This is a genomic window from Helicobacter pylori, assembly GCF_015904775.1.
Classification (GTDB): domain Bacteria; phylum Campylobacterota; class Campylobacteria; order Campylobacterales; family Helicobacteraceae; genus Helicobacter; species Helicobacter pylori_DM.
Genome location: NZ_JADZNC010000005.1, coordinates 79,557 through 105,168, shown reverse-complemented (window position 1 = coordinate 105,168; position 25,612 = coordinate 79,557). Strand labels below are relative to the sequence as shown.

23 protein-coding genes and 1 other RNA gene are annotated in these 25,612 nt (G+C 38.8%); 4 read left to right on the top strand and 20 right to left on the bottom strand.

The window, feature by feature from the left end; translation table 11 throughout:
* Window positions 1-38 precede the first annotated feature (38 nt).
* The 3 genes from I6852_RS04460 to lolA form a co-directional block, all read right to left on the bottom strand.
* Window positions 39-566 carry a hypothetical protein gene (locus I6852_RS04460; protein WP_197291283.1) on the bottom strand — a complete coding sequence of 176 codons (528 nt, stop codon included), beginning with the start codon at window positions 564-566 and terminating at the stop codon, window positions 39-41.
* A gap of 41 nt (window positions 567-607) precedes the next feature.
* Window positions 608-993: a transfer-messenger RNA gene (gene ssrA / locus I6852_RS04455) on the bottom strand.
* A gap of 65 nt (window positions 994-1,058) precedes the next feature.
* Window positions 1,059-1,613, bottom strand: a complete 555-nt coding sequence (gene lolA / locus I6852_RS04450) for a LolA-like outer membrane lipoprotein chaperone (RefSeq protein WP_197291284.1) — start codon at window positions 1,611-1,613, stop codon at window positions 1,059-1,061.
* 146 nt (window positions 1,614-1,759) lie between these two features.
* Here lolA and secA point away from each other — a divergent pair, with 146 nt between their 5' ends.
* The 3 genes from secA (at window position 1,760) to hofF (ending at window position 7,360) form a co-directional block, all read left to right on the top strand.
* Complete coding sequence (gene secA / locus I6852_RS04445; RefSeq protein ID WP_197291285.1) at window positions 1,760-4,357, top strand: preprotein translocase subunit SecA; 2,598 nt, start codon at window positions 1,760-1,762, stop codon at window positions 4,355-4,357.
* Window positions 4,347-5,579: an ABC transporter permease gene (locus I6852_RS04440; protein WP_139520751.1), complete on the top strand. Its 1,233-nt coding sequence runs from the start codon at window positions 4,347-4,349 to the stop codon at window positions 5,577-5,579. Before secA ends, I6852_RS04440 begins: the two co-directional genes overlap by 11 nt.
* A gap of 281 nt (window positions 5,580-5,860) precedes the next feature.
* Window positions 5,861-7,360: an outer membrane beta-barrel protein HofF gene (hofF, locus tag I6852_RS04435; RefSeq protein WP_197291286.1), complete on the top strand. Its 1,500-nt coding sequence runs from the start codon at window positions 5,861-5,863 to the stop codon at window positions 7,358-7,360.
* A 338-nt stretch (window positions 7,361-7,698) separates the two neighbouring features.
* On the opposite strand, the gene I6852_RS04430 is transcribed toward hofF, so the two are convergent.
* From I6852_RS04430 to I6852_RS04355, 16 genes are all read right to left on the bottom strand, one after another.
* A complete protein-coding gene (locus tag I6852_RS04430; protein ID WP_197291287.1) occupies window positions 7,699-9,060 on the bottom strand; it encodes a restriction endonuclease subunit S in 1,362 nt (453 codons plus the stop codon).
* A 35-nt stretch (window positions 9,061-9,095) separates the two neighbouring features.
* Entirely contained in the window at window positions 9,096-11,156 is a 2,061-nt protein-coding gene (locus I6852_RS04425) for a heavy metal translocating P-type ATPase (protein ID WP_197291288.1), read from the bottom strand.
* A gap of 24 nt (window positions 11,157-11,180) precedes the next feature.
* Window positions 11,181-12,701: a YifB family Mg chelatase-like AAA ATPase gene (locus I6852_RS04420; RefSeq protein WP_197291289.1), complete on the bottom strand. Its 1,521-nt coding sequence runs from the start codon at window positions 12,699-12,701 to the stop codon at window positions 11,181-11,183.
* Between the two features lie 5 nt (window positions 12,702-12,706).
* Window positions 12,707-13,231: a peptide deformylase gene (gene def / locus I6852_RS04415; protein WP_197291290.1), complete on the bottom strand. Its 525-nt coding sequence runs from the start codon at window positions 13,229-13,231 to the stop codon at window positions 12,707-12,709.
* A gap of 4 nt (window positions 13,232-13,235) precedes the next feature.
* Window positions 13,236-13,823, bottom strand: coding sequence for an ATP-dependent Clp endopeptidase proteolytic subunit ClpP (gene clpP, locus I6852_RS04410; protein ID WP_000540576.1), 588 nt, complete (start codon window positions 13,821-13,823; stop codon window positions 13,236-13,238).
* A gap of 20 nt (window positions 13,824-13,843) precedes the next feature.
* Window positions 13,844-15,199, bottom strand: a complete 1,356-nt coding sequence (tig, locus tag I6852_RS04405; protein WP_197291291.1) for a trigger factor — start codon at window positions 15,197-15,199, stop codon at window positions 13,844-13,846.
* Between the two features lie 111 nt (window positions 15,200-15,310).
* Complete coding sequence (locus tag I6852_RS04400) at window positions 15,311-16,147, bottom strand: outer membrane protein (protein ID WP_197291292.1); 837 nt, start codon at window positions 16,145-16,147, stop codon at window positions 15,311-15,313.
* Window positions 16,148-16,175: 28 nt separating this feature from the next.
* On the bottom strand, window positions 16,176-16,958 hold the full coding sequence (hpaA, locus tag I6852_RS04395; protein ID WP_197291293.1) for a flagellar sheath lipoprotein HpaA: 783 nt from the start codon (window positions 16,956-16,958) through the stop codon (window positions 16,176-16,178).
* Between the two features lie 118 nt (window positions 16,959-17,076).
* Entirely contained in the window at window positions 17,077-17,553 is a 477-nt protein-coding gene (gene moaC, locus I6852_RS04390) for a cyclic pyranopterin monophosphate synthase MoaC (RefSeq protein ID WP_165557959.1), read from the bottom strand.
* An 8-nt stretch (window positions 17,554-17,561) separates the two neighbouring features.
* The gene (gene mog, locus I6852_RS04385) at window positions 17,562-18,092 is read right to left on the bottom strand and encodes a molybdopterin adenylyltransferase (protein WP_001193314.1); all 531 of its coding nucleotides are present in this window, start codon (window positions 18,090-18,092) and stop codon (window positions 17,562-17,564) included.
* Window positions 18,093-18,104: 12 nt separating this feature from the next.
* The gene (locus I6852_RS04380; RefSeq protein WP_197291294.1) at window positions 18,105-18,542 is read right to left on the bottom strand and encodes a molybdopterin synthase catalytic subunit; all 438 of its coding nucleotides are present in this window, start codon (window positions 18,540-18,542) and stop codon (window positions 18,105-18,107) included.
* The gene (locus I6852_RS04375) at window positions 18,543-18,764 is read right to left on the bottom strand and encodes a MoaD/ThiS family protein (RefSeq protein WP_000230575.1); all 222 of its coding nucleotides are present in this window, start codon (window positions 18,762-18,764) and stop codon (window positions 18,543-18,545) included.
* Window positions 18,765-18,840: 76 nt separating this feature from the next.
* The gene (ribA, locus tag I6852_RS04370) at window positions 18,841-19,419 is read right to left on the bottom strand and encodes a GTP cyclohydrolase II (RefSeq protein WP_000825057.1); all 579 of its coding nucleotides are present in this window, start codon (window positions 19,417-19,419) and stop codon (window positions 18,841-18,843) included.
* A gap of 88 nt (window positions 19,420-19,507) precedes the next feature.
* The gene (locus tag I6852_RS04365) at window positions 19,508-20,254 is read right to left on the bottom strand and encodes a DUF3943 domain-containing protein (RefSeq protein WP_231626120.1); all 747 of its coding nucleotides are present in this window, start codon (window positions 20,252-20,254) and stop codon (window positions 19,508-19,510) included.
* Window positions 20,255-20,433: 179 nt separating this feature from the next.
* A complete protein-coding gene (locus I6852_RS04360) occupies window positions 20,434-21,468 on the bottom strand; it encodes a bifunctional 3,4-dihydroxy-2-butanone 4-phosphate synthase/GTP cyclohydrolase II (RefSeq protein WP_120908047.1) in 1,035 nt (344 codons plus the stop codon).
* A gap of 80 nt (window positions 21,469-21,548) precedes the next feature.
* On the bottom strand, window positions 21,549-22,385 hold the full coding sequence (locus I6852_RS04355; protein WP_197291295.1) for a glycosyltransferase family 25 protein: 837 nt from the start codon (window positions 22,383-22,385) through the stop codon (window positions 21,549-21,551).
* 81 nt (window positions 22,386-22,466) lie between these two features.
* Here I6852_RS04355 and I6852_RS04350 point away from each other — a divergent pair, with 81 nt between their 5' ends.
* Window positions 22,467-23,087, top strand: a complete 621-nt coding sequence (locus tag I6852_RS04350; protein WP_197291296.1) for a M48 family metallopeptidase — start codon at window positions 22,467-22,469, stop codon at window positions 23,085-23,087.
* A 2-nt stretch (window positions 23,088-23,089) separates the two neighbouring features.
* Here the strand turns inward: I6852_RS04350 and I6852_RS04345 are convergent, their stop codons facing one another.
* Complete coding sequence (locus I6852_RS04345) at window positions 23,090-25,468, bottom strand: TonB-dependent receptor family protein (protein ID WP_197291297.1); 2,379 nt, start codon at window positions 25,466-25,468, stop codon at window positions 23,090-23,092.
* Between the last annotated feature and the right edge of the window lie 144 nt (window positions 25,469-25,612).

Here is a 25,612-nt window from a genome sequence, read left to right as displayed (position 1 = left end):
ACCTTATAGTTAGCGTGAAATTCTTTTTTTAAACCCTATTAGTTAGGCTTGGTAGAATTGAGCCATTGTTTTTGGAAATTAATGGCTTTTCTCAATTCGGCTTCTAGTTGGGATAAAACATCTTTTAAGGGCTTAACATCAATCAAATTGTCTTGCTTGAAAGAATCCAGCTGTTTGTCAATTTGCAAAGCGGCGTCTAGCGCGTCTTGGGGGAATACCGGATCGCCTAAAGCCTTTTTAATCGCTTCGCCGATTTCAATCGTTTCAGAGCCTTGATGATCTTTTAAGTTAGGATTATTTTCTTTATCCTTAGGTTTAGGCTCTAAGATCAAGCGCAAATGTTTGATTTTTTCATGCAAATCGTTAAGATCTTTTAAGTGATCGGTATTGCGCCCCCTATCAACCGCTTTTTCTAAAAGCTTATCGCTCAGGCTTACCAGCTGATCGCTTAATTTAATGCTGTTGGCTTGAGCTTCTGTTACTTCATCAATATCAATCGCTGCTAAAGCGCTCACAAAATAAAAGGGCAACGCCCACCTTCTAAAACGAGAGAAAAACTTCTGCATTTACCTTCCTTAAATACGCTTAAAAATGATACTTTTTAATATGGTGGAGCTGTGGGGAATCGAACCCCAGTCCAAAAATCTTGCCCTAAACACAAACTTCTACAATGCTTAGAAAATTGGTTGGTTTTTTAGCCTTAAAACTAGCTCTGGTCCAACTTTCTAAAACCTTGAGGTAGTTTCAAGAGTTCTTATTTCTTAGTTTAAAAGGCGAACCACCTTTTAAAAGCGTCTAGCTTAAGGTTATGGAGTGATTAAAACGCTAGAAATCCTAATCAGTCCAGCTCCAAAAGGAGATTAACTCACGCAACTTTAGCGTAAGCTGGAGCGTAATCTGTGTTGTTTACAGTTATTTTTGTTGCTGTTTTACAAGCAGCACTTGGCATGCTGTCTGTGCGACAAGAAATCTGTCGAAATCCAAGTCAGCCCCATAATTTTAAAAGCTTGTCTATTTTAGCCAACTTTTGCTAACAAAATGCAATGAGTCATCAAAAATCATTGGCGCACAATATCAATGTTTTCATCTTTAGGCTTAAAAACAAAGATTTCATTAGCAATGGTGGGGTTAATTTCTGTTTGAGAAAAAGTGATCGTTACAAGATTGTTCATTCCATCTTTAAATTCCAATGAAAAAGGCTTGCCGTCTTTGAAGATCAAACGATAAGTGGTTTTGTTGATAGTCGTTTTAAAAGAGCCGTCATCTTGCTTTTTTAAGCGCTTGAGAATGGTGAAAAAATCCGTCTTGTCTTTTAAGGGCGTGATGGTCGCTTGAAACAAATTAGGCTCATAAATTACCACTTCTTTATCGTTCATGTAAATTTCTTTTTTTAAAGGCTTTTCATAAACCCATAAAGCCCAATTAGGGGCTTTAGCCTTTAAAACCCCGTAATAAACTAAGGGTTTTTCATTTTTTAAAACCTGCTTGAAATGCGCGCTAAAACTTTGCAAATGCTTTAAAACCTCTTCTTCTTTAGAAAGCGTTGAAGGATTTTTAGCGTAAGCAACGCTCATAAAAATCAAAACCATTAAAATCTTTAAAAAAGCTTTCATTATCCAAACCTTAAAACAATCTCTCATCTCAATAAAACCCTTTATTTTACATGACTTTTATTTTATCCATGCTAAAATGGGATTAAAAACTGACGCTTTAATAAAATAAATAAGATTAAAGCACTCTTAATAAGGTTATTACTACTATGATAAAAGCAATAATTGGAAAAATCATTGGCACCAGAAACGATCGCTGGATCAAACAATACAAAAAACAAGTCCTAACTATCAATGCTTTAGAGCCTACTTATGAAAAAATGAGCGATGATGAGTTGCAAAACGCTTTTGAAGAGTTAAAAAAACGCGTGCGATCCACAGAAAAAGATTTGCAAGAAAAAACCCTTTTAGAAGTTTTACCAGAAAGTTTTGCCATCACTAGAGAAGCGAGCAAAAGGATCTTAAAGATGCGCCATTTTGACGTGCAACTCATTGGGGGCATGGTCTTAAACGATGGCAAAATCGCTGAAATGAAAACCGGGGAGGGTAAGACTTTAGTCGCTACTTTAGCGGTGGCTTTGAACGCTTTAAAGGGCGAGAGCGTGTATGTGGTAACCGTTAATGATTACCTAGCCCATAGGGATTCTAAAGAAATGGAGCCGTTGTATCAATTCTTAGGTTATAGCGTAGGCACGATCACTGCGAGCGTGCGAGATGATGATGAACGCTTAGAAATTTATTCTAAAGACATTGTTTATGGCACTAATAATGAATTTGGCTTTGATTATCTAAGGGATAACATGAAATATTCTTTAGAACATAAAGTGCAAAAATCCCATGCGTTCGCTATTGTTGATGAGGTGGATTCCATTTTAATTGATGAAGCGAGAACCCCTTTAATCATTTCAGGGCCTGTGGATAGGCGCATGGAAAATTACAACAAGGCTGATGAAGTCGCTAAAAGCATGCAAGTGGAAACCGATTTCACCATAGATGAAAAAAACCGCGCGATTTTAATCACTGAAGAGGGGATTAAAAAAGCCGAAAACCTCTTTGGCGTGGATAATTTATACAAGATTGAAAACGCCGCCTTATCGCACCATTTAGACCAAGCTTTGAAAGCGAACTACCTCTTTTTTATTGATAAAGATTATATTGTAGCCAATAATGAAGTGGTGATTGTAGATGAATTTACCGGCCGTTTGTCTGAGGGGAGGCGCTTTAGTGAGGGCTTACACCAGGCTTTAGAGGCTAAAGAGGGCGTGAGCATTAAAGAAGAGAGCCAAACCTTAGCCGATATTACTTTCCAAAATTATTTCAGGATGTTTTCTAAACTTTCAGGCATGACAGGCACGGCTCAAACCGAAGCCACAGAATTTTTAGAAATCTACAATTTAGAAGTAGTGTCTATCCCTACTAATCTAGCGATCAAGCGAAAAGATTTGAACGATCTCATCTATAAGAGTGAAAAAGAAAAATTTGACGCCGTGATCCTTAAGATTAAAGAATTGCACGATAAGGGACAGCCCGTTCTAGTTGGCACGGCTAGCATTGAAAAGAGTGAAACCCTGCACGCTTTACTCAAAAAAGAACGCATCCCTCACACCGTTTTAAACGCCAAGCAGCACACCAAAGAAGCTGAAATCATCAAAGACGCCGGGCTTAAGGGGGCGGTTACGATTGCGACTAACATGGCAGGTAGGGGCGTTGATATTAAACTCACTGATGAAGTTAAAGAGCTTGGGGGGCTGTATATCATTGGCACTGAAAGGCATGAGAGCCGCAGGATTGACAACCAATTAAGGGGGCGAAGCGGGCGCCAGGGTGATCCGGGAATAAGCCAATTTTATTTGAGTTTAGAAGACAATCTGTTACGCATTTTTGGGAGTGATAGGATTAAGGGGGTGATGGAAAAATTAGGGCTTAAAGACGGCGAACACATTGAATCCAAGCTTGTAACAAGAGCGGTGGAAAACGCGCAAAAAAAAGTGGAAAACTTGCATTTTGAAAGCCGTAAGCATTTGTTAGAATACGATGATGTCGCTAATGAGCAACGAAAAAGCGTGTATAAATTTAGAGATGAATTATTAGATGTTAATTACGATATTAGCGCTAAAATCGCTGAAAACAGAGAATACGCGCTCAATCAAATCTTTTCTAAACTCAAAGCCTTTGACCATCAAAACCTGTCTGAAGAGGAACTTTTAGGGCTTAAAAACGTCTTAAAAGAAGATTTTAACGCTCATGTTGCATTAGAAGATTTAAAAAAAGCCGCTCCTATTGAAAAGTTTGTGGCTGAAAAATTAAAAAGCGATTATGAAAACAAAATGAAAGTTTTGGATAGCGAACAAAGAAGCCGGATTGAACGCATCGTGTATTTGCAGATTTTAGACAACGCATGGCGAGAGCACCTTTACACGATGGATAATCTCAAAACCGGTATCAATTTGAGAGGCTATAACCAAAAAGACCCTCTTGTAGAATACAAAAAAGAGAGTTATAACCTCTTTTTAGAACTCATTGAAGACATTAAAATAGAAGCGATCAAAACCTTTTCTAAGATCCAGTTTGAAAATGAGCAAGATTCTAGCGATGCGGAGCGTTATTTGGATAACTTTAGCGAAGAAAGAGAGCATGAGAGCGTAACTTACCGCCATGAAGAAACTTTAGATGAAGATTTGAATATGTCCATGAAAGCTTTTTCTAAAACCCCTAAAAGAAACGAGCCTTGCCCTTGCGGGAGCGGCAAAAAATACAAAGATTGTTGCGCTAAAAGCGGGCCTAAAAAGGGCTTATTTGCCAAATAGATCCTTAATCTTTTTCCTTATCAAGCGTTATTTGCGTTTTGATAAAAGCCAGCCATTTATTAGTATCACCGCTTTATTAGCCTTTTTTGGCGTGGCGGTTGGCGTGATGGTTTTGATTGTGGCTATGGCGATCATGAACGGCATGAGTAAGGAATTTGAAAAAAAGCTTTTTGTGATGAACTACCCCTTAACGCTCTATACCACAAGCCCTTATGGGATCAGCGAAGAAGTGGTTCAAGCTTTAGAAAAAAAGTTCCCTAATTTGCTTTTTAGCCCCTATTTGCAAACTCAAAGCCTGATTAAAAGCACGCATTCCATGAATGGTGGCGTGGTGTTTGGGGTTGATTTTTCTAAAGAAAGGCGCATCAATGAAGTTTTAAACGACGCTTTAAAAAACACCAATACAAACGATCTTTTTAAAAACCCTTTTAATTTGATCGTGGGGAAAAGCTTGAGATACAGCTTGAATTTAGATCTCAATCAAAAAGCCGATTTGTTTTTCACCGAACTAGAGCCAACAGGTCTCACGCTCTCCCCTATCATGAAGCGTTTTACTATCAAAGGCGATTTTGATTCAGGGCTAAAATCTTATGACATGAGTTACATGTATGCGAGCCTTCAAGCCATAAGCGCGATCAGGAGGTTACCCTTAGGGCTTTATGATGGGGTGCATGTCTATTCTAAAACGCCCATGAAGGATATTGAAAATTTACGCAACGCTTTAAAAACGATCAACCACCATGGCATAGGCATTGAAGGGTGGTGGCAACAAAATGGGAATTTTTTCTCGGCGATGGAATTAGAAAAAAGAGCGTTATTCATTGTGCTCATGCTCATTATTTTAATGGCGTCTTTGAATATCATCAGCTCGCTTTTAATGGTGGTGATGAACAGGCGTAAAGAAATCGCCCTACTCTTTAGCATGGGGAGCAGCCAGAAAGAAATCCAAAAAACCTTTTTTTATTTGGGTAATATCATTGGTTTGGGCGGTGTGATTCTTGGGGTGGTTTTAGCGTTTATCAGCATGTATCTTTTAAGCGTGTTCCCTATCATTTCGCTCCCGGCGGATGTCTATGGCATTAACACTTTGCCTTTAGATTTGTCTTTAATGGATTTTACGCTCACTTTAATAGGCTCTGTGATTATCGTAGGGCTTTCTTCTTATTATCCGTCTAAAAAAGCTTCTACTATTGACGCTTTAAGCGTGTTAAGGAATGAATAAATTAAAAAATTAAATAATATTGAGATGAAATAAGGCTTTGATTGTCCATATTTGACTAACAAAGAAAAATTTTATTCTCAAAATTAAAAAAAACCATAATATTATGCTAGTATTAACGCACGACTTAGTTAAGAATTAACTTTGTAAGTCGGACTTCGTAGAAAAAAGGACGGAAGATGAACAGACTGATTAGATGTTTAAGATCTGTAAGAAAAAATTTTCTTTGAATGGTGTTGGATTACTCTATTTAGATTTTTTGGTTTATACTAAAGGTTAAACGCATGAACTATAAAGTTGCATCTGCTAAAAATATCGCAACGCTTCTTTTTTTACTCTCTTCTCAAAGTCAAGCTTTTGATTTGGGTAAAATCGCTAAAATTAAAGCGGGTGCTGAAAGTTTCTCTAAAGTCGGTTTCAATAACAAACCTATCAACACTAATAAAGGGCTTTACCCTACCGAAACCTTTATGACGGTCATGGCTTACATGCAAGTGGATTTTACGGAGCTCTTGCCCAAAAGCGCTACGGCTAACGGGCACCATTTAGACGGGAGTCTTGGGGGTTGGGGGGGTGCTGTAATTTATGATACCACTAAGGATTTTATTAACGAAGTTACAGGAAAACCCTATGGGGCTATGACTTGGAACTATGTGGGCTATTGGGGCGGTCTTGTAGGGCAAAAACCATGGGCTAGTTGCGGGTTAGCCACAGGGAATTTGACTCAAGACCAATACGATAAGATAACTCAAGCTGAAATGACGCAGTTGTCTAATCAAGAAGCTTTAGCGGCTTCCACTTGTGCAAAAACCTATGCCGATCACACCAGAAATTATGTGATTTATAACGCTTACTTGCGCTACAACTACAAGGATATTTTTGAAATTAGGGGCGGGAGGTACGAATCCCCAGCGGATTACATGAGTGGTTACAACCAAGGCTTGGACATGACCTTAAATTTAGGGAATTTCAAATTCTGGTGGTTTAGCTCGTTTGGTCGTGGCTTTGCCTATAACGAGTGGCTTTATAATTTCTATTCGCCTAAAACCTACACCCTTAAAAACGGGCAAACCATAAACCCTGGGGTGCATGCCTTTTATATCATTTGGAATTACAAGGGTTTCAGCATTCAGCCTTTCGTCTATTTTTCGCCCTTTAACGAATACGACCCCAACTTCACGATCACCTATGATAGTAACCCCACTTTCACTGGATTAGGGTTTCGCTCTCAAACAGATGTTACCGTGCTTAATCCCTTTTATGCTAAAAGGTTTTGGGGCACCTATCAATTTGGCATGCCAGCCGGTAAGAACGCGCACAGCTTGATGATCAAACAAAAATTTGAATGGAATGAATACAATTTTGGTTTTGGGATTTATAAATCCTTTGGGAACGCTAACTGGATGATAGGCTACCATGGTAACCGCTTGGGCTTTGACTTTTGGACGAACACCGTTTATGCAAACACCCTTAACTCTTTGTCTTACATGATGGATGCGAACGCTTTTACCGTGTTTGCCTTTGGCGGTGGGGTGCATAGGAAATTCCTTTGGGGTTTATTAGGGCGTTTGACTTATGGGCCTAGGGCGAACGAACAAGTCCTATCGCTCAACTTGGGCTATAAATTCACTAAAAATTTCTCAGCCGACATTAAATTTGAATATTATAATGTGTTGATGCATCAAGGCTATAAAATGGGGTGGAACGGGCCAAAATTAGACAGCCAACCCGCCACCGATCAAGACAGGAGCCATATTTTCACCGAAATCGTGTGGAAGCTTTAAACCCTCTTTAAATAACAACCCTTTAAGGGTTTGTTAAAACGCCTAGCAAAAAATAGCCATCAAAAAAACGCTTTATCGCCTATTTTAGGGCTTGTTTTTAAAAAAGCGTTAGAATTTTAAATTTTTTTATTACGCTATTTTTGGCTCTGTGATACTAAAACTTTTATTTTTAAAAACGGGCTTTTGGTTGCTTTGTTTTGTCATTTTAAAACTCATTTTAAAATTTTATTTAAAACTCATTTTATAAGGGGATAGGGGGGTATTTTGAAATAATTCTCCCCCTACAACCCCCTTAAGATCCCCCTAACCCCCCAAGACCGCTTTTTTTCAAGAGGCTATCACTTGCTTACGCAAGCTCTTTGTTCTTTATTTGGGGTTAGGGGTTTGAAAGTCAGTAGTTTTTCTCGGTAATATTCGTATTGCTTTTTCCTAGCTTTTATTTCAGCGGGGATACCGGCTAATAAATCGGTGGTTAAAATTGAAAATTGATCCAAAATCTTAACGATCTCTTGTTGGATCTCTAGGGGCGGGATGGGGATTGTTATTTGAGAAAGTAATTGCTTTGAAACATTGAAGCGTGTTACACCATTAGCAACTTTTGAAATATTTTTCCTAAAATTGTAGTCTCTTAAAAAATGTTTAAGAAACGATGGATTAAATAAATTCTCATCAAAAAATCTAAAACCAAAACAAAAACTATTAAGATAAATATCTTTTTCAATCTTTTGAGTAACTACGCAAGACATCGCACAATCCTCTAAATTTTCAGATGAACCAGTAAAAAGCACATCGCCTAATTGAATTGTATTTTGTTTTTCTTTATCCCCTATTTGAACGCTTTCTAAAGCATTTAGATCTAATTGTGGATTATTAAAAACATTGACATAAGGAACATAAAATTTATTCCCTTGAGAGAAAGATTTTTTACTTTTTCCAACAAGTCCGCCATAAAATTCCCCAATATCCCCCAATTTCCTAAACTCCACCCCCTTAGGCGCTAGAGTTTGGAGTAAGGTTTTCAAGCGTTTAGGGTAGGGTTTTTGCGCTAATCTTTCTTTAGCGTCTTTATGGCTTTGGTTGATGTCGTTAAAGTCTAAAAGCATGTTTTGGTAATACTGATATTGCTTTTTTCGCGCGTTTAATTCTGTGTTTAATTCTGTGTTTAATTCTGTGTTTAATTCTGTGTTTAATTCTGTGTTTAATTCTGTGTTTAATTCTGTGAAAGCGTCCAAAATCTTAACGATCTCTTGTTGGATCTCTAGGGGCGGGATGGGGACTTCTAATTGAGAATAGCGAGAAATCCAATGCCTTGCATGTTCCCCACCGATATTATAAGGAATAGTTTGCATGTAAAAAAAGATAAATCTAATGTTGATTGTAGGGTTTTTTGGGAGTAAGATTTTCATAGCGCTTGATTTTACTTTGAAAGGGAAATCAACCCATTGGGTCGCTGTTGTGAAATCATCAAAGATGATAACCGGAGAGCTTTTACTCGCTTGATAAATATTGTCTTTTTCATTTGTATAACCTAAAATAAAGGTTTTTCCTGCGGTTAAAACGGGAGTAGGATAACTTTTATCAAATTCTTTACTTGTTACGCAATATTTATTGGGTTGATCGTATTCTAGAACCTCCCCCAACTTCCTAAACCCCACCCCCTTAGGCACTAAGGTTTGGAGTAAGCGCTCTATTTTATGCATTTTGCCCCTCTTCTAACTCTTTGATGATAAGATCATTAAGCCCTCATCGCGCGCATGGAATTGGCTAAGGCTAAAAGCGTAACCCCCACATCGCCAAAGACCGCTTCCCACAAGCTCGCTACCCCCATAAGCCCTAGCACGATAAAAACCGCCTTAATCCCCAAAGCAAACAAAATATTTTGCCAAATAATGCTTTTCGTTTTTTTAGCGATCGCTAAAACTTTCACTAATGAATTTAAGGAGTCATTAGTGATCACAATGTCCGCGCTTTGTTTGCTCAACTCTGAGCCTTTCCCCATGCCAATCCCCACATCAGCGCTCGCTAGAGTTGGAGCGTCATTGATGCCATCGCCTACAAAAATCGCCGGGGCTTTATAGCGCTCTTTAAAGGTTTTAAACACGCTCGTTTTTTCTTCAGGCAACAAGCTCGCATGATATTCACAGCCTAGAGTTTGAGCGATGCTTTCAGTCGCGCTTTTTCTGTCCCCGCTCAAAATGCAAAAATTTTCTATCCCTTGTGCTTTTAAATCCCTTAAGCACTCTATGGCGTCATCTTTAATCTCATCGCTAATGACGATATAGCCTATATAAGTTTGGTTAAAAGCCACATGCACGATCGTGCCGTTTTCTTTGGAAGGGCTGTACGCGATATGGAATTGATCGAGCATTTTTTCATTCCCTGCGATGATTAAATCCGTATAGCATTGCGCTTTAACCCCCATCCCGCTCAATTCTTCGTAATTCTTAATGTCATGCTGGTGCTTATCGTCCTTTAACATTTCTTCGCATGCTTTTTGAATGGATAAAGCGATCGGGTGCGTGGATAAGAGCTGCGAACAAGAAGCGTAATGCAAAACTTCTTCTTTAGAATGCCCGTTTTGCGGCACAATATCTGTTACTTTAAAAACGCCTTTAGTCAAAGTGCCGGTTTTATCAAAGGCGATGCTTTTAGCTTGGGTAAGCACCTCTAAAACATGCACGCCTTTCATTAAAATGCCCTTTCGGCTCGCCGCTCCCACGCCCCCAAAATACCCTAAAGGCACAGAAATCACTAACGCACAAGGGCAGCTCACCATTAAAGCCACAAGCCCCCTATAAATCCACTCATCAAAGCTCCCCATAGAAAACAAGGGCGGTAATATAGCGATCATTAAAGCAATGAATAAAACGCTTGGGGTGTAGTAGCGTGAAAATTTAGTGATAAATTTCTCCGTTTCGCTCTTTTCATTCGTAGCCTGTTGGACTAAATCCACCACTTTAGCGATAGAAGAATCTTTATAAAGTTTCTCTACTTGGATTTCAAGGACCGCCTTTAAATTCAAGCTCCCCCCTAAAACTTTGGAGCGTTCGCTGACATTAACAGGCATGGACTCCCCACTCAACGCCCTTTCATCTAGCAAACTTTCGCCCTTAACTACCACGCCATCCACAGGCACTTTTTCGCCGACTTTCACCACCACAATGTCATTAATTCTTAAATCTTCAGGCGCAACGCTCACTAATTCATCGCCCTTTTTCAAATAAGCCAAATTAGGAGCGACATCCACTAAAGCCTTAAGGGATTTTTTAGAGCGAGCGATAGCGAGTTTTTGCAAAAATTCGCCCGCTGAATAAAACACCATAATAGACACGCTCTCTTCATAAGCCCCCACGCAAAAAGCCGCAATAGTCGCAATGAGCATCAAAGCGTTTTCATCAAAAAATTGCCCTTTTTTAAGCCCACGAAACGCCCCTAAAATCACATCTTTACCGCTCACTAGATACACTAAAGCGAGCACCACAAACACCGCTTTTTCAATCAAAGGGCTAGGGTTTAGGTGTAAGATTAAAATCGCGCCTAAAAAGACAGCGATCGTAATGATGAGTGGGGTAAAACTCAAGGGCTTTTCTGTAGCCTCTTTAAAAGACAGGCTCAAATGCGGTTCATTTTGCTTGATAAAAGCCTTAACTTTTTCAAAATCGCTCGTGTCCAAAAACAACTTACTGGTGCTGAAATTGATTTGAGCCTTTTTCACATAGTCCAGTTTGTTTAAATCCCTTTCTAATTTAGCCGCGCAATCAGGGCAATCCAAATTGTGAATGTGGTATTCTTGCATTTTCTCTCCCTTATAAAAATCCTTTTAAGAAATCTTTCTAAAACTCAGCGCTTTAAGCATGTGAGATTTTTCTATATCCTCGCAAGCGTTTAAATCCGCAATCGTCCTAGCGACTTTTTTAACCTTATTGACAGAACGCATGGACAGATTAAACCTTTCAACCGCCTGCTCTAACAACTTTTTTGCTTCAGCGTTTAAAGGGCAAAATCGTTCTATCTGCTCTTCGTTAAGCTTACCATTAAAAGCGCTCTGTTTCCTTAACTTTTGCTGTTTGAAAGCTAATAATACCAGTTCATGCATCTCTTTTGAAGTCCAAGAATGCGATGGCGTGTCTTTATAATTCCCCTCTTCCATTTGCACAAACAAATCAATCCTATCCAAAAAAGGCTCGCTCAAGCGGTTTTTATACTGCATGATTTCTCTGTCTTGGCAACGGCATGCTTTGGTAGCGCTAAGCAAATTCCCGCACAAACAAGGGTTTTGAGCCCCCACAAATAAAAAAGAGGTTTCGTATTCAATCTTGCTGTGCACTCGTGAGATCACTAATTTATTGTTTTCTAAAGGCTCTCTTAAAGCTTCCAAAATATCCTTTTTAAAATGAGGCAATTCATCAAAAAAAAGCATGCCGTTATGTGCTAACGCGATTTCGCCGGGTTTTGGCTCTCTTAAAGAGCTTGAGCCTAAAATGCTGGATTTTGAAGCGCTTTGGTGAGGGTTTCTAAAGCTCCTTAAGGGGTAATAGGCACTGTCTTGCTCGCTTAAAATGCGTAATTTTGTCGCTTCTAGGATTTCATTCAGGCTTAAGGGAGGCAAAATATAGCGCATGCGATTAATGATCATGCTTTTCCCACACCCTGGACTTCCCTCTAAAATCAAGTTATGAAACCCAGCGCTAGCGATCAAAGCGGCTTCTTTAGCGACAGCTTGCCCCTTAACTTCTTTAAAATCTAAGGCATAGGCGTCTGAAAAATAATACTCTTTATCGTTCAATTCTATCGTTTTAAAGGGTAGTTTTTTCGTGTGGGTGTCTGCTTTGATTTCAGGGTTTTGCAAGATTTCTAACGCTTCTTTAAAATGATCCACAAAAAAGCATTGCAAATTAGGGATGAGCGAAAAAAGCTCTTCATTCGCCTTAGGCGCAATGACTTTAGCATGGGGGCGTTTAATGGCAATGTCTAAAAGCATGGGGAAAATGTTAGGATTGGGTTTGATCTTGCCATCAAGCCCTAACTCTCCAAAAGCAAACCACTCTTTAAAAGCCAACTCTTGTTTTTGCAAAGCGATTAAAAGAGCGATAGGCAAGTCAAAATGGCTCCCGGATTTAGGCAAATCTGAGGGGGAAAGGTTGATGGTGATTTTTAGAGGCGGGAAAGTGAAATCGTTATTTTGTAAAGCCGATTGGACCCTCTGTTTAGCTTCTTGGATAGAGTTATTAGCCAAGCCTGAAATCACAAACGCCGGCAAAGCCCTTGTGAAAGTCGCTTCCACAGCCACGATTTCTGCCACCCCCCTTTGCATGGTCGTGCAAAATATCGTGTTAATCATGGTTGTTACTTGTGTTTTTGTTGTTTTTGCAGCTCTTTGAGTTCTTTTTCAAATTTCTTACGCTTCAAAATGGATAATTTATCCACGAACAACACGCCATTAAGGTGATCTATCTCATGCTGAATGGCTACCGCTAAAAGTTCGCTCGCTTCTAAAATTTTCACTTCAGCGAAGCGGTTTTGATACTCTATTTTAACTTTTTCAAAGCGCTCCACCTCTTCATAAAACCCCGGCACAGACAAGCACCCTTCTCTATACATCATTGACCCCTCAGTTTCTATCCATTTAGGGTTAATGATTTCTAGGCAATCCTCTTTGTGTTGCACGCCGTCTTCTTGCGGGAGATTGATAATGAGCATCCTTAAAGGCAAGCCCACTTGAATAGCGGCTAAGCCTATCCCCTCACTAGCGATCATAGTCTCATGCATGTCATCTAGCTGTTGGTGGAGTTTTGAATCAAAAGAAACGACCTCTTTAGAAATCGTTCTTAAAATTTTAGAAGGGTAATGGATAATCTCTAATAACGCCATGCAATCACTTCACATTTTTCTGTAACACTTTATCAATCAAGCCATACTCTTTAGCTTCTTTAGCGCTCATATAAAAATCCCTATCCGTGTCTTTAGCGATTTGCTCCAAACTCTGCCCTGAGTTTTGAGCCAAAATAGAATTCATCAAACCCTTAAGCCTGAGAATTTCGTTAGAAATGATTTCAATATCGCTCGCTTGCCCTTGAGCCCCCCCTAAAGGCTGGTGGATCATAATCCTTGAATGAGGCAATGAAAAGCGCTTGCCCTTAGCCCCACAGCTTAATAAAAACGCCCCCATAGAAGCCGCTTGACCGATGCAAATCGTGGAAACATCAGGGCGGATAAAATTCATCGTATCATAAATGCTAAGACCGCTCGTTATCACCCCACCGGGAGAATTGATATACAAGCCAATGTCTTTTTCAGGATCTTCGGCTTCCAAAAACAAGAGTTGGGCCACGATAGAAGACGCCACGCTATCGTTAATCTCACCGCTCAATAAAACGATGCGATCCTTTAAAAGGCGTGAGTAAATATCATAACTGCGTTCGCCACGCTCTGTATTTTCTATTACATAAGGAATGTATCCCATCATCTCTCCTTTTTAGCCGTTCAACCCACTTGAGTTTTTTGAGCGTTGGGCCTCATTTTCTCTAAAATTTCTTGTTGTTCTTTAGGCAGGTTTTTATCCAACAAATAAGCTAACACCCTATCTTCAATCATCGCCATTTTCACCGCCGCTAACATGTTATTTTTGCGGTATTGCTCAATGAGATTTTCTGGGTTTTGCCCTGTCATCATCGCTTCATAATACAAGGTTTGAAAGACTTCATTGTCATGCACGCCAATTTTTTCTTCCTTCGCTAAAGCGTCAATGATAAAAGTGATTTTCACGCTTTTTGTCGCATCATTCCTAAAGCTCTCACGCTTTTCTTTGGCTTTTTCTTGACTTTCTTGTAAGGACTTGACTTCCTCAGCTTGCATGGAATAAAGAGCATTCCTGAACAACAAATCCATTTCTTGCTCTATGATCGTTTTAGGCAAATCAAAAACAATCTTTTCATCTAAATTTTCAATCAATTTTTCTTTCAGCTCTTCGTTATAGAGCCTGGCTTTATTTTCTAAAAACAACTGCCCCTCAACCCTTTCTTTTAAAAGCTTTAAATTCGCATTCTCTTCATTAGCCAACACGATTTTAGCGAGTTCGTCATTGATTTCTAACACTTCACGCGCTTGAATCTGGTGCAATTTCACTTTAAAAAGGGCTTCTTTGCCGGCCAAATGCTCTGCGTGGTATTCGCTAGGGAAAGTCAAAGGGAATTCTTTTTCTTCGCCCGCTTGCATGCCTAAAAGGGCCTTTTCAAAATCTTCTAGCATTTGCTTACTGCCTAAAATCAAACTGAAATTCTCAGCCTTGCCCCCTTCAAAAGGCGCATTATCTATAAAGCCTTCAAAATCAATCGTTAATTTATCGTCGTTTTGAGCTTTTCTTTGAGTGTTAGTATCCACAAATTTTGCATAGTCTTTAGCGAGCTGTTTCAAACGCTCATTAACTTTTTCTTCATTGGGGATTTCCACTCCCACGCTAGGCACACACTCCTTGATGTTGTCTAAAACAATCGTGGGTTTTAAGCCAATATCCGCTTCTATTTCAAAATGCGTGTCTTTTTTTTCAAATTTAGTGAGATTGGGGCTGCCGATGAGATCCTTATTTTCAATCCCTAATTCCTTAAAAGCGTTTTTTAAAACCTCTTGAATCATTTCTTCTTGAGCGTCTTGTTCAATTTGGGCTTGATAACGGGTTTTCACTAAACTAAGGGGGACTTTACCTCTTCTAAAGCCATCAATTTTAACTTTTTGGGCGATTTTTTGAGCGATCTTATCATAACGCTTCTCTAAATTTTCAATGGAAAGTTTAGCGCTCAAACGGGCGTTAGCGGTGTCAATCTTTTTCACTTCAAGATTCATTTTTTTCCTTAATGGCTAAAAAATTAAATTTTTGTATCATTATAGCTTAATTTGTTTTAATTCTGGTTTATAAAAAGCGGTTTTAATTCTAGTTTTCAAAAATTGAAAAAACTAAAAATCATAAGTTGAAGTGAGATAGACAGAAATATTGCGCTTGAAATGAAGGGTGTATAAAGGGGTTTTAAAATAATCATTGGTTAAAAAAGGGATGCGCGCGCCAAATTCTATCGCCCAATTCTTATACCTTGAAAAGCGGTAACGATACCCTACATTTAACATCACTTGAAACATGTAAGGGTGATAAACGCTTGAAGGATCTTTAGCCCACTTTTTAAAAATCTTTGTTTCATAAAACCAGGTTTCTCCCACGAAATTCATCCCTAAAATCAGCGTTCCAAAAGCGCGTTTGTATAAAAAGTCAGCCCCCACGCCATAAAAAATAGTGTTGATAAAAGTCTCTTTTCTTTGTAACTTTTCTCTATAGCTTTTAGGGATTTGCGAACTCTCCCTCAAACTATCGCCTAATGCGCCTTTATTTTTAAGAAAAAAGCCATAAGCGTAATCCAAAGAAATATAAAAGCGGAAACCATAGTGCTCTTTTTTAGGAAAAAATTGTTTATAGCCATAAATCAAACTGACTTCAGCAAAAGGAATGTCTCGGTATTTTGAATGGTTTTCAAATTTTTCCCTGCTCTGTAGCCATGACATTTGCACCACGCTTGTGCCATAATAGTGGGAGCTTTTGTCTATGTTAAAAAGTTTTTTTTTGGGCTTTTTAGACTCAGCAAAACATGGAGGGTGGGTTTTACCCCTTAAACACTTCTTGGCTAAAAACCGCTGGTATCCTAGATCTTCTTCTTTGGCGATCGTATAAGTAACCAAATCATCAGCCTTTAAATACACGCTCAAAAAAAACGCTAAAAACCCCCTTTTAAGCAGTTTGTTCAAGCGTTCTTTTCTTATGCGTTATTTGTCTTTATCGGTTTCTCTTGTTTTTCAATTCCTTGGCGTCTTTTTGATAAGATTCTAAATTCTTTTGAGTGAGTTTTTTGTCTATTTCTTGCATGATATTTGCAAAAATCTTATTCAAAGCGCTCTTGATCGCATCATTAGAATTATCCGTTCCCTTAACCATAGTGCTAACTAACCCTCCGCTATGGCTTGAATGGGTGGTTTTTAAGAATTTTTCTTGAATGTCCAACTCGCTCAAATCCATCGTAAAGGAATCTAAAGATTCCCCACTCATAGGCTCTAGTATAGTAACCTTAATAAACCCAGCCGGGATTAAAACCCCTTCCATTTTATCCAAACCGGTGGAGAATAATAACCCAGGTTCTGATTTTTTCTGTATGGTTCTTTTAGGATCGGGGCGTAAAACAATTTCGCCATTCATAGCGACAGCCAAATACCCTTCTTTTTTTTGTGCAAAAGAAAAATCGTCTTTATCGCTACTATCCACATTGATAACCTTGTAGCCCTGATTTTGCAAGATCTCTTCAACCTTAAGCGTGGTTTGATTCTTGAATTTGTTTTCATACTCTTTAGCGATATTATCGCTATATTGGAAAGCTGGCCTTAAAAGTAGAATCTTTTCATCTAACGCTTGAACTTTCTCGCTAGCTGGATGGTAATTCAACTTCAAAGCGACTTCATTGGTTTCAATAATATGCGGGCTGCACCCCACTAATAAAGCCGCCACGCTCGCACCTAAAAGGTATTTTTTCCATGCAAAATCCTTAAAATGACCATTTGTTTTCATCGTTCTATCCTTGATTGTAATATTTTAGACTTCCATAACAACAAACACGAAGCAACCAACACGCTTTTGTTGTCAAAATGTTATTTTACCCTAACATCTTTAGATTATTAGTTTTTTTCTATTTTTTAGCGTTATAATCCCCGCTTTTGCCTCCACTCTTATATTCTAACATCACACCGCTAATTGTCATGCTCTTATCAATGGCTTTCACCATGTCATAAATGGTTAAAAGCCCTACGCTCACACTCATTAGCGCTTCCATTTCTACGCCCGTTTTAGCTTGAGTTTTGACTCTCGCATAGAGTTTAAAACTGCAAGTCTCTTTTTCTTCTAAAATATCAATATCCACCCCATTGAGCATGATTGGATGGCACATGGGGATGAGCTCGCTTGTCTTTTTAGCCGCCATGATCCCAGCAATAATAGCGGTTTGTAACACCGGACCCTTTTTAACGCAATGATTGATAATAGCGTCATAAGCCTCTTTATTCATGCTAATACGACCGCTCGCTAGAGCGATTCTTTCAGTGGTTTCTTTATCCCCTATATCCACCATTTTAGGCTGATTTTCTTCATTCAAATGAGTGAGCGGCATTTTTTACCTCATTGTTTGGGGCGAAACGCTTGAATGTTTTTTTCATTCACTTGCATATAATTCCCTAAAATCAAATCCACGCAATAAGGAATCGCTGGAAAAACCGCTTCTAAGCATTCTCTAATACTTTTTGGCTTACCAGGAAGATTAATGATCAAACTCTTATTCCTAATGCCAGCGCTCTGGCGCGACAGGATCGCTGTAGGCACGTATTTTAAACTAGTCATTCGCATAAGCTCTCCAAAACCAGGAAGCATTTTTTGGCACACTTTTTCTGTGGCTTCTGGGGTTATGTCTCTTAAAGCAGGGCCTGTGCCTCCTGTAGTAACGACTAGATCGCATTGGTATTCATCGCACATTTTAATGAGCGATTTTTCAATCAAATCCCTTTCATCAGCGACAATTTCATAATGAAATTCTAAAGGATTGAGCAGATATTCGCTCAACACTTCTTGTATCGCTTTCCCGCTTAAATCTTCATAAATCCCTTTTGACGCTCTGTCGCTTGCGCTCAAAACGCCTATATGAATCGTTTGCATTTGAACTCCTTTTTAAGCTAAAAGCCCACTCCCTTTTAAAGGGTGGCTTCTTTCTTTAGCGTAAATGCGTTTATTATCAATCAAATCGTATTTCCAAATAGGAGCGTTACGCTTAAAATCTTCAATAAAATCTTCGTATAGTTCTAAGGCATTTTTTCTATTCTTTCCCATTAAAACGCATAAAAATGAGCTTTGTCCTATCAAAACATCGCCCAGGCTGTGCACCATTTTTAACACCACGCCCAAATCTTTGGCTTTATGGTGCCATTTTTCAAACCAAGTCTTTAATAGTGCTTCATGAATATCAAAACTCAAGCCTTGAATGTTACCCTCTTTTCTCACAATCCCCACAAACACACAAAACGCTCCAAAGTTTTTAATGCGAGCTTCCTCTTGGTAGGCTTTCAAAAGCTCGCTAGTATCTAATGCCCCTTGAATGATTTTTAACACCTAGCCTCCACAAACCGGTGGCAACAAACTGATCACATCGCCATCTTTTAAAGGCGTGTTTAAATTGTCTATTAAACGATCATTAAGGGCTATCGCGCAAACGCCCAACCACTCTTTTAAGCCCTCTTTTTCTTGTAAAATCGCTCTTAATTCTTTCAAATCATTCGCTTTGATGAAAAAATTTTCTTCTTTTATGGGTCCAAAAAACCGCACTTCTACCATCATTTACCCTTATATTCAATCTTTTAAAGCATGATTTTAATATTTTTAAAACCTCTTTGAAAAGCGCTTTTAGTTTTCACAATAAATGCCCCATTTTGAGCTTTTTGACTTCCAAATACCCTTGATTGTGTTCATTAGCACACACGATCAAGCTCTCCCTTGTTACCTCAGCGTATTTTTCTAAAGCGGCGATTTTTTTAGGGTTGTTCGTGAGCAAGCGCATTTTTTTAATATGGTAATATTCTAAAATCTCACCCGCAATACTATAATCCCTTTCATCGTCTTTAAACCCTATCATTTCATTGGCTTGAATGGTATCATAGCCTTTATCCTGTAAAGCGTAGGCATTGACTTTGTTAAATAGCCCTATCCCACGCCCTTCTTGGCGCAAATAAATCACTAGCCCCCCTTCTTTAGAAATCCTTTCTAACGCCATTTGCAACGCCCCCCCGCAATCGCATTTTTGAGAGCCTAGAGCATCACCCGTTAAGCATTCTGAATGCAAACGCACTAAAGGGTTTTGAGAAAAATTAGGGGTGAAAATGACTAAATGATCTTTAGAGCCATTAGAACCCTTTTCTCTAAAACATTGGATATAAAACTCCCCAAATTGAGTGGGTAATTTGGCTTGGTTAGAGACTTCTAATCGTTTCAAGGATACTCCTAAAATTAGTTTTAAAACGCGTCTTTTAAAAAAAGGTATTCTATCAAAACTCTTTATAATTTTCTTAAATTTTAAATTCTTAAAATTTGTAAGTCAAATTCAAACCATTGGGGCTTAAACTAGAACGGATTTCATGTTTATTATAAATCCCTAAAGCTTCCCCAAGCCCTAAATCCCTAATGATAAAACCGATAGGATCCATAAGAGCGATAACTAAACGCCCTAAAAATAAAGAGCCAAAAAGCTTGCCTTCATTGCGTTGGATATAGCGCGTGAGCTGGTAAAACCCTTCCCCTAAAATGGAGCCTAATAAAGGCGTGATCACCAAATCCTGCCAGCTAGGCACTTCCACAAACGCTTCCAAGCCATATTCCCAAAAAAGCGTGGAAGTGATAAAAGAAAAAAACGCTGAAGCCATCCAACTAAACCCAGCCATGCGCGGTTGCATATAATACATAGCCCCAAAATAAGGGTGCAAAATTTCATTAAAAATAAAACTATCATTGTCTAGTTTTGGCCCCATGCGGACATTTTCAAACCAACTTTTGATCCCAAACTTTTCTCTATCCCAATTCGTTACGCTCTCTGGCATGAGATATAACCCCACAATCCCTATCACCAACGACACGCCCAAAATCCCTATACTTGCGCCTAGATATTTCCAACGGCTATTTGGGGCATAAGGGATCGTGTTGCTCTTTTTAAACTTCTTTTTAAAGTGTTGCCAAATAAGATTTTTAGGGCTTCGTTTGAGCGTTTCTTCTAATTGAATGCTGTTGGCGTTTAAAAAACTACAGCCTAACCCCCAAATAATAACGCAAACCATCCAAATCTTTTGGAAGGTTTTTAGGAATATTTTCAATAATATTTTTAGGAATGTTTTTAATGAAATCAGCATAAACTCTATTATTACTCTCATCAGGTTGCAAACTTTATTGCTTGACTTAAAAAGAGTTTATTATATCTTAAAAACATTACAACACATTCAATAAAACTTAACAAGCCTCAAAGGCTAATCGTTTCTACAAGCTTAAGCCCAAACCCGCTCAAAGCCTTATACTGCCTGTCTTCAGAAGAGCTTAAAAGCCTAAAATCCTTTATCCCTAAATTTTTTAACACCAACGCCCCGATCCCAAAATCTTTAACGATATTGTTTTCTTTAGAATGGGTGTTCATAAAGATCAAATAACCCCCTTCGCGCTTCAAATATTCTAACGCTTTAAAAAACACTTCAAACGCGTCAGTCGTTAAAAAATCAAAATCCTCTTTGATAGGGTGGAAACGCACTAAAGGGGCTAAATCATTGGTTTTTGCACCTTTAAACTTAAAAGCGTAATGGTTTTTTTGCTGGTGGTCTAAAAAAGTGTAGCATTGCGTTTGGTGTTTTAAAAATTCTCTCTCTTCTTGGCAAAACATTTTCAATAAACTTTCATTTTCCAAACGATAGCTAATCAAATCAGAAACATAGAGGGTTTTAAGATTATGTTTAAGGGCAAAGTCGCTCAAAAATTTATCCCCTCTCCTCGCCATAGAGCCATCTTCTTTCATGATTTCACAAATCACGCTCACGGGCTTTAATCCGGCTAATTTGCACAAATCCACGCTCGCTTCAGTATGACCGGTGCGCGCTAGAACGCCTCCATCTTTGGCGATCAAAGGGAAAATATGCCCTGGGCGCACAAAATCACTCGGTTTGGTGGTGTCTTTACACAATAATTCAATCGTTAAATGCCTTTCAAAAGCAGAAATCCCAGTTTTGGCTTCTTTAGCGTCAATGGACACCGTGAAAGCGGTCTCATGATTAGAATCATTCACGCTAACCATAGGGGGTAATTCAAATTTTTTCGCTAAATCTTTGGTCAAAGACACGCAAATCAACCCCCTAGCATGCGTGGCCATGAAATTGATTTTCTCAGGGGTGGAAAAAATCCCAGCTAGAACCAAATCCCCCTCATTTTCTCTGTCTTCATCATCCATAACAATAAGCATTTCGCCATTTTTATACGCTTCTAAAGCTTCAGTAACTCGTTTTAAGATCATTCTAACTCCCTAGTTTTATTCAATTATTAAGTGTTATAAAAACAACAAATATAGCATGTTTAATAACGATTATTACTTGATTATTGATGGGGGAAAAATGATCTCAAAACATTCCATTGTTTAAGCGTGCTTTTATGCAAAAAACGGCCAATCCTAATGCTTAAAGGTAATTTTTTAGGCCTTTGTTTTTCTGTGTTGGAGTTTTGAGTGTTCATTCCATCGCAAGCAATCGCAAATTCTTCTAACACATAGTTTTTGACCCCATGCCAATAATGCCTATCCATCACGCAATCTATAGGCATCACCCATTCTTTCGCGCTGTATTTCAACAATTTTTGCGCGGCTTTTGGGGCTAAAACATACCCTTGAGTGCCAATGCCATCTTTAAAATTTAAGATTTGAGAAACCCCTTTAATAAGAGTTTTTTGTTTAGCCACATTTTCTTCTAAATGCATCAAACGGATATAGCCTAATTCGTTGATGTGTTGGTAACAAAACTCTAAGCTCTCTTTAAAACGCTCTTTTATAATAATATCATCTTCTAAAATACAGATCGCTTCATTGAGTTCTATGCATTTTTGCCACAATGAATAATGGCTCGCATAGCACCCAAGCTCCCCAAACCCCATCCTCTTCCCGCAATGCTTGAGCGCGTAAAAGAAATTTTTTAACGCGCAAGGGGGGTGTTTTTCATTCTTACAAAAAGCCCATAAATCTTCAATCACAAAAGAAGGGTGCAAATGCTCCAAAATCAAGGGGTGTAATTGAGTGGGAGAGATTTTAGAATAGATCGCATCAAAAATTTCATAAGAGATCCCTTGAAGTTTAAGGCTCTCTAAAAGGGGGGTTATATGAGTTTCTTTTAAAGAAAAATTTTGACAGGTTTTGGGGCTTAAATGAATAATAAAAACACGCATGTTAGCCTTAATTCTTAATGCAAATAAAATCAATATTAAACAGACTCACATTCTAGCGCAAATTTTAGTAAAATACGCACCATGTTAGATGATATTCCTATTACCATTCAAAAAAGTGAAAAAATTAAAACCCTGAGCTTGAATATCACGCCCTCTTTAGAAGTGATTCTCAAAATGCCTGATTCTTGCTCTCAAGCTAGAGTGCATGCTTTTCTAAAAGAACAAGAAGCTTGGCTAAAAAAAACCTTTTTAAGCATGCAAGAAAAACACTCCCTCTTACACTCGCGCCTAGAAACCTATCAAAACAAAATCCTTGTGTTTGATGAGGTGAAAAACGCCAACGATTACACCCTAACAGATCTTAAAAAAATCTTAAAAACTTATTTGGAGCGAAAACTCCCTTTGATCGCTCAAAAAATGCAAACTTCATACACCCATTTCAGCATTAGAAACAACGCTAAAGTTTTAGGGAGCTGCTCTTATCATAACCGCTTGAGTTTTGCATTATTATTGGTTTGCGCCCAAAAAGAAGCGATTGATTATGTCATCATCCATGAACTCGCCCACACGATCCACAAAAACCATTCCAAAAATTTCTGGCGTTGCGTAAAAATCTTTTGCCCTAATTACCGCGCTCTAAGAGAGTATTTAAAACAAAATATCATTTTTTACACCCAACTTCTCAAAACATTACAACCCTAAAATTAAAAATTATAGCTCACATACGCTGTGATGCTCCTAGGAGGCGCGGCTTCTTTCCCGTTAGGGCTAGTGCCTATCCCGCTAAACCAATATTTCATGTTAAAAATGTTATTGATTTGCAAGCTCGCACTAACGCTTTGCTTTTTGAGTTCCCACAAAGTGGTAGAAATTTGCAAATTCCACACCCAATAGTATGGCGTCATGCCCGCTGTTTTGGTAACGATAGCTCCGTTTTTGATCGTGGGCGCGTATTCTGTAAAAGACACGGTGTTTAACACATCGCTATAAGCGTGGCTATAAAAGAAAGAGCTTAACCCAATCGTGGTTTTAGCGTAAGTGTAGCTCGCGTCTAAAATGAATTGGTGCGGGCTGACAAAAGGGAGTTTTTTGCCAAAAATATCTTTTTTAGGCCCTTTAGGATTAGCGGGGTTAGTAACCATTGTGTGGCTGGTGATATTAGCGTCTATAAAAGTGTAAGCCGCATGGAAATTAAGCCCCCTAATTGGCGTGTAATACAATTCCAGCTCCACGCCTTGCGATCTCGCATTGACCGGCTCTTTATTATCCCCATAGCGCCCGGTAAAATAATGATTCGCAAAAATCACAAAATAATTCGCGTTAAAACTCACTTGATTGTTAAAATAATATCTTGAGCCGCCTTCCATGACATTAAAGATTTGAAAATAATCCGTGCTTGTGCCTACAAAACTACCGATATTGCTGAATTGGGGCGGGATGTAGCTTCTTTGATAATTGAAATAAAACAACCAATCCTTAATGGGTTTATAGCCGACATTTAGCGCCGGATTGTATTGGTTATAACGATCTTTAATGGTTTTTCCTGTTTGGCCTGCTTTAAAAGGGGGAGTGTCTTTTTTTTCGTAATTTAAAAAAGTGTATCTCAAGCCCGGCGTGATCGTTAGCATGCCGTTATTGAAATTGATTTCATCGCTGGCATACACGGCGGTATAATTGTTGAAATTATTGAGTGAAGTTCCTGCATCAAACCCACTGCCATTATTAGGCATGCTAGGGTTTTTCCTGGTGGTGGATCGGCGGTATAAATCTTCGGTTAAAAACCGCATTCCCATGTTAAAAGTTTGTTTGATTTTACCGGTATTGGCAACGAGATTGAGTTTTGGCTCAAAGGCATTCACCACGAAGCGGCGGATCTGATCAAAAAATTGCCAGCAAGGGCTATTCGTGTCGCTATAAGAATACAAACCGCAATTAGGGTTTTTCGCGCTAATTTTTCCTTTTCCTTTAAAGGGTAAAATCTTATTTTGACTGCTCATATACACGCTTTGGTATTGGTTGGAAAAGCCAAAATCCCTGCTCATGTCATGCGTGAAATAAGTGAATTTAAAATCTCCCCCCACTTTCCTATCCGGATCGCCAAAATAATTTTGATACACGATCCCAAAGCGCTTGGCTCGCCCTCCATCTTGATTGTCAGGGCGCTCATTAATGAAGCGGTTATAAGCATAATCTTGCGCGCTCAAAGTGCCTGGATGGTAAGAATTGTATTGATAATATTGGTAATAAGCTTTAAAAGTATTGGTCGCATTAATCTTATAAACCGCATCAAGCAAGTAGTTTTGCACCTTTGTAGGGCTGTTTTGCCTGAAACCTTGCCCATTAATCCAATTGCCTTGGGCGCTAATTCCTATATACTTACCCAACATCCCAGCCGTTCGCCCATAAGTGTTAAACAGCATCTGATTGCCTAAAGTTTGGGCTAAGGGCTTGCCTTTTTCTTTGGGATCTACAAAATTCCCATTAGAGGATCGCCCCCAAAAAGTGATCCTTTCAGCCGCTTGATTTTCCCACTCTTTAGGGATTTCTTTGGTGATGATATTCACCACGCCTCCAAAAGTGTTAGGGCCGTATTGGACGCTCGTTCCCCCCTTAATCACATCAATCCTATCCACTGACTGGAAAGTAACAGGGAAAATCGCCAATTCAATATTGGAATACGGCGTGCCATAAATGGGGATACCATTGACTAAAATCATGCCCGTATTGCTATGCCCGTTACCGCCCCCACCAAAACCGCGCACCGAAATTTTAGGCAACACGCCCGTGCCTGTAGCGTCTCTGATTTGAATCCCTGGCACGTTTTGCAAAGCGTTTTCAATATTCAAATTCCCCGTTTTTTTGAGTTCCTTGTTGGAAATCACCGTGCGAGAGCTTGTGGAATTACGCACTTCTTCGCTTTGATATGAAAGCGGTGTTCTGGAATTGAATTTTTGCTCGGTGGTTGTAACTTTTTTTAAAAAATAGTGCTTATCTTTTGCGCCCACCAAAGAATTAAAAGTCCAAAAAGTCAAAACGACCGACGCTAAAAAATACGGGGTTTTTACCCTCAAATAACCATTCATTATGATAACCTTTCTCATTTAATTCAAACCGATGCATACTATAACAATAATTATTATAATTAACTTAAATTTTGAAGTTTGATTTTATTTATTTACAATTTGTTATCAAAACGATTTGAAAAAGGTTTTTAGTGTTTTTTAAAC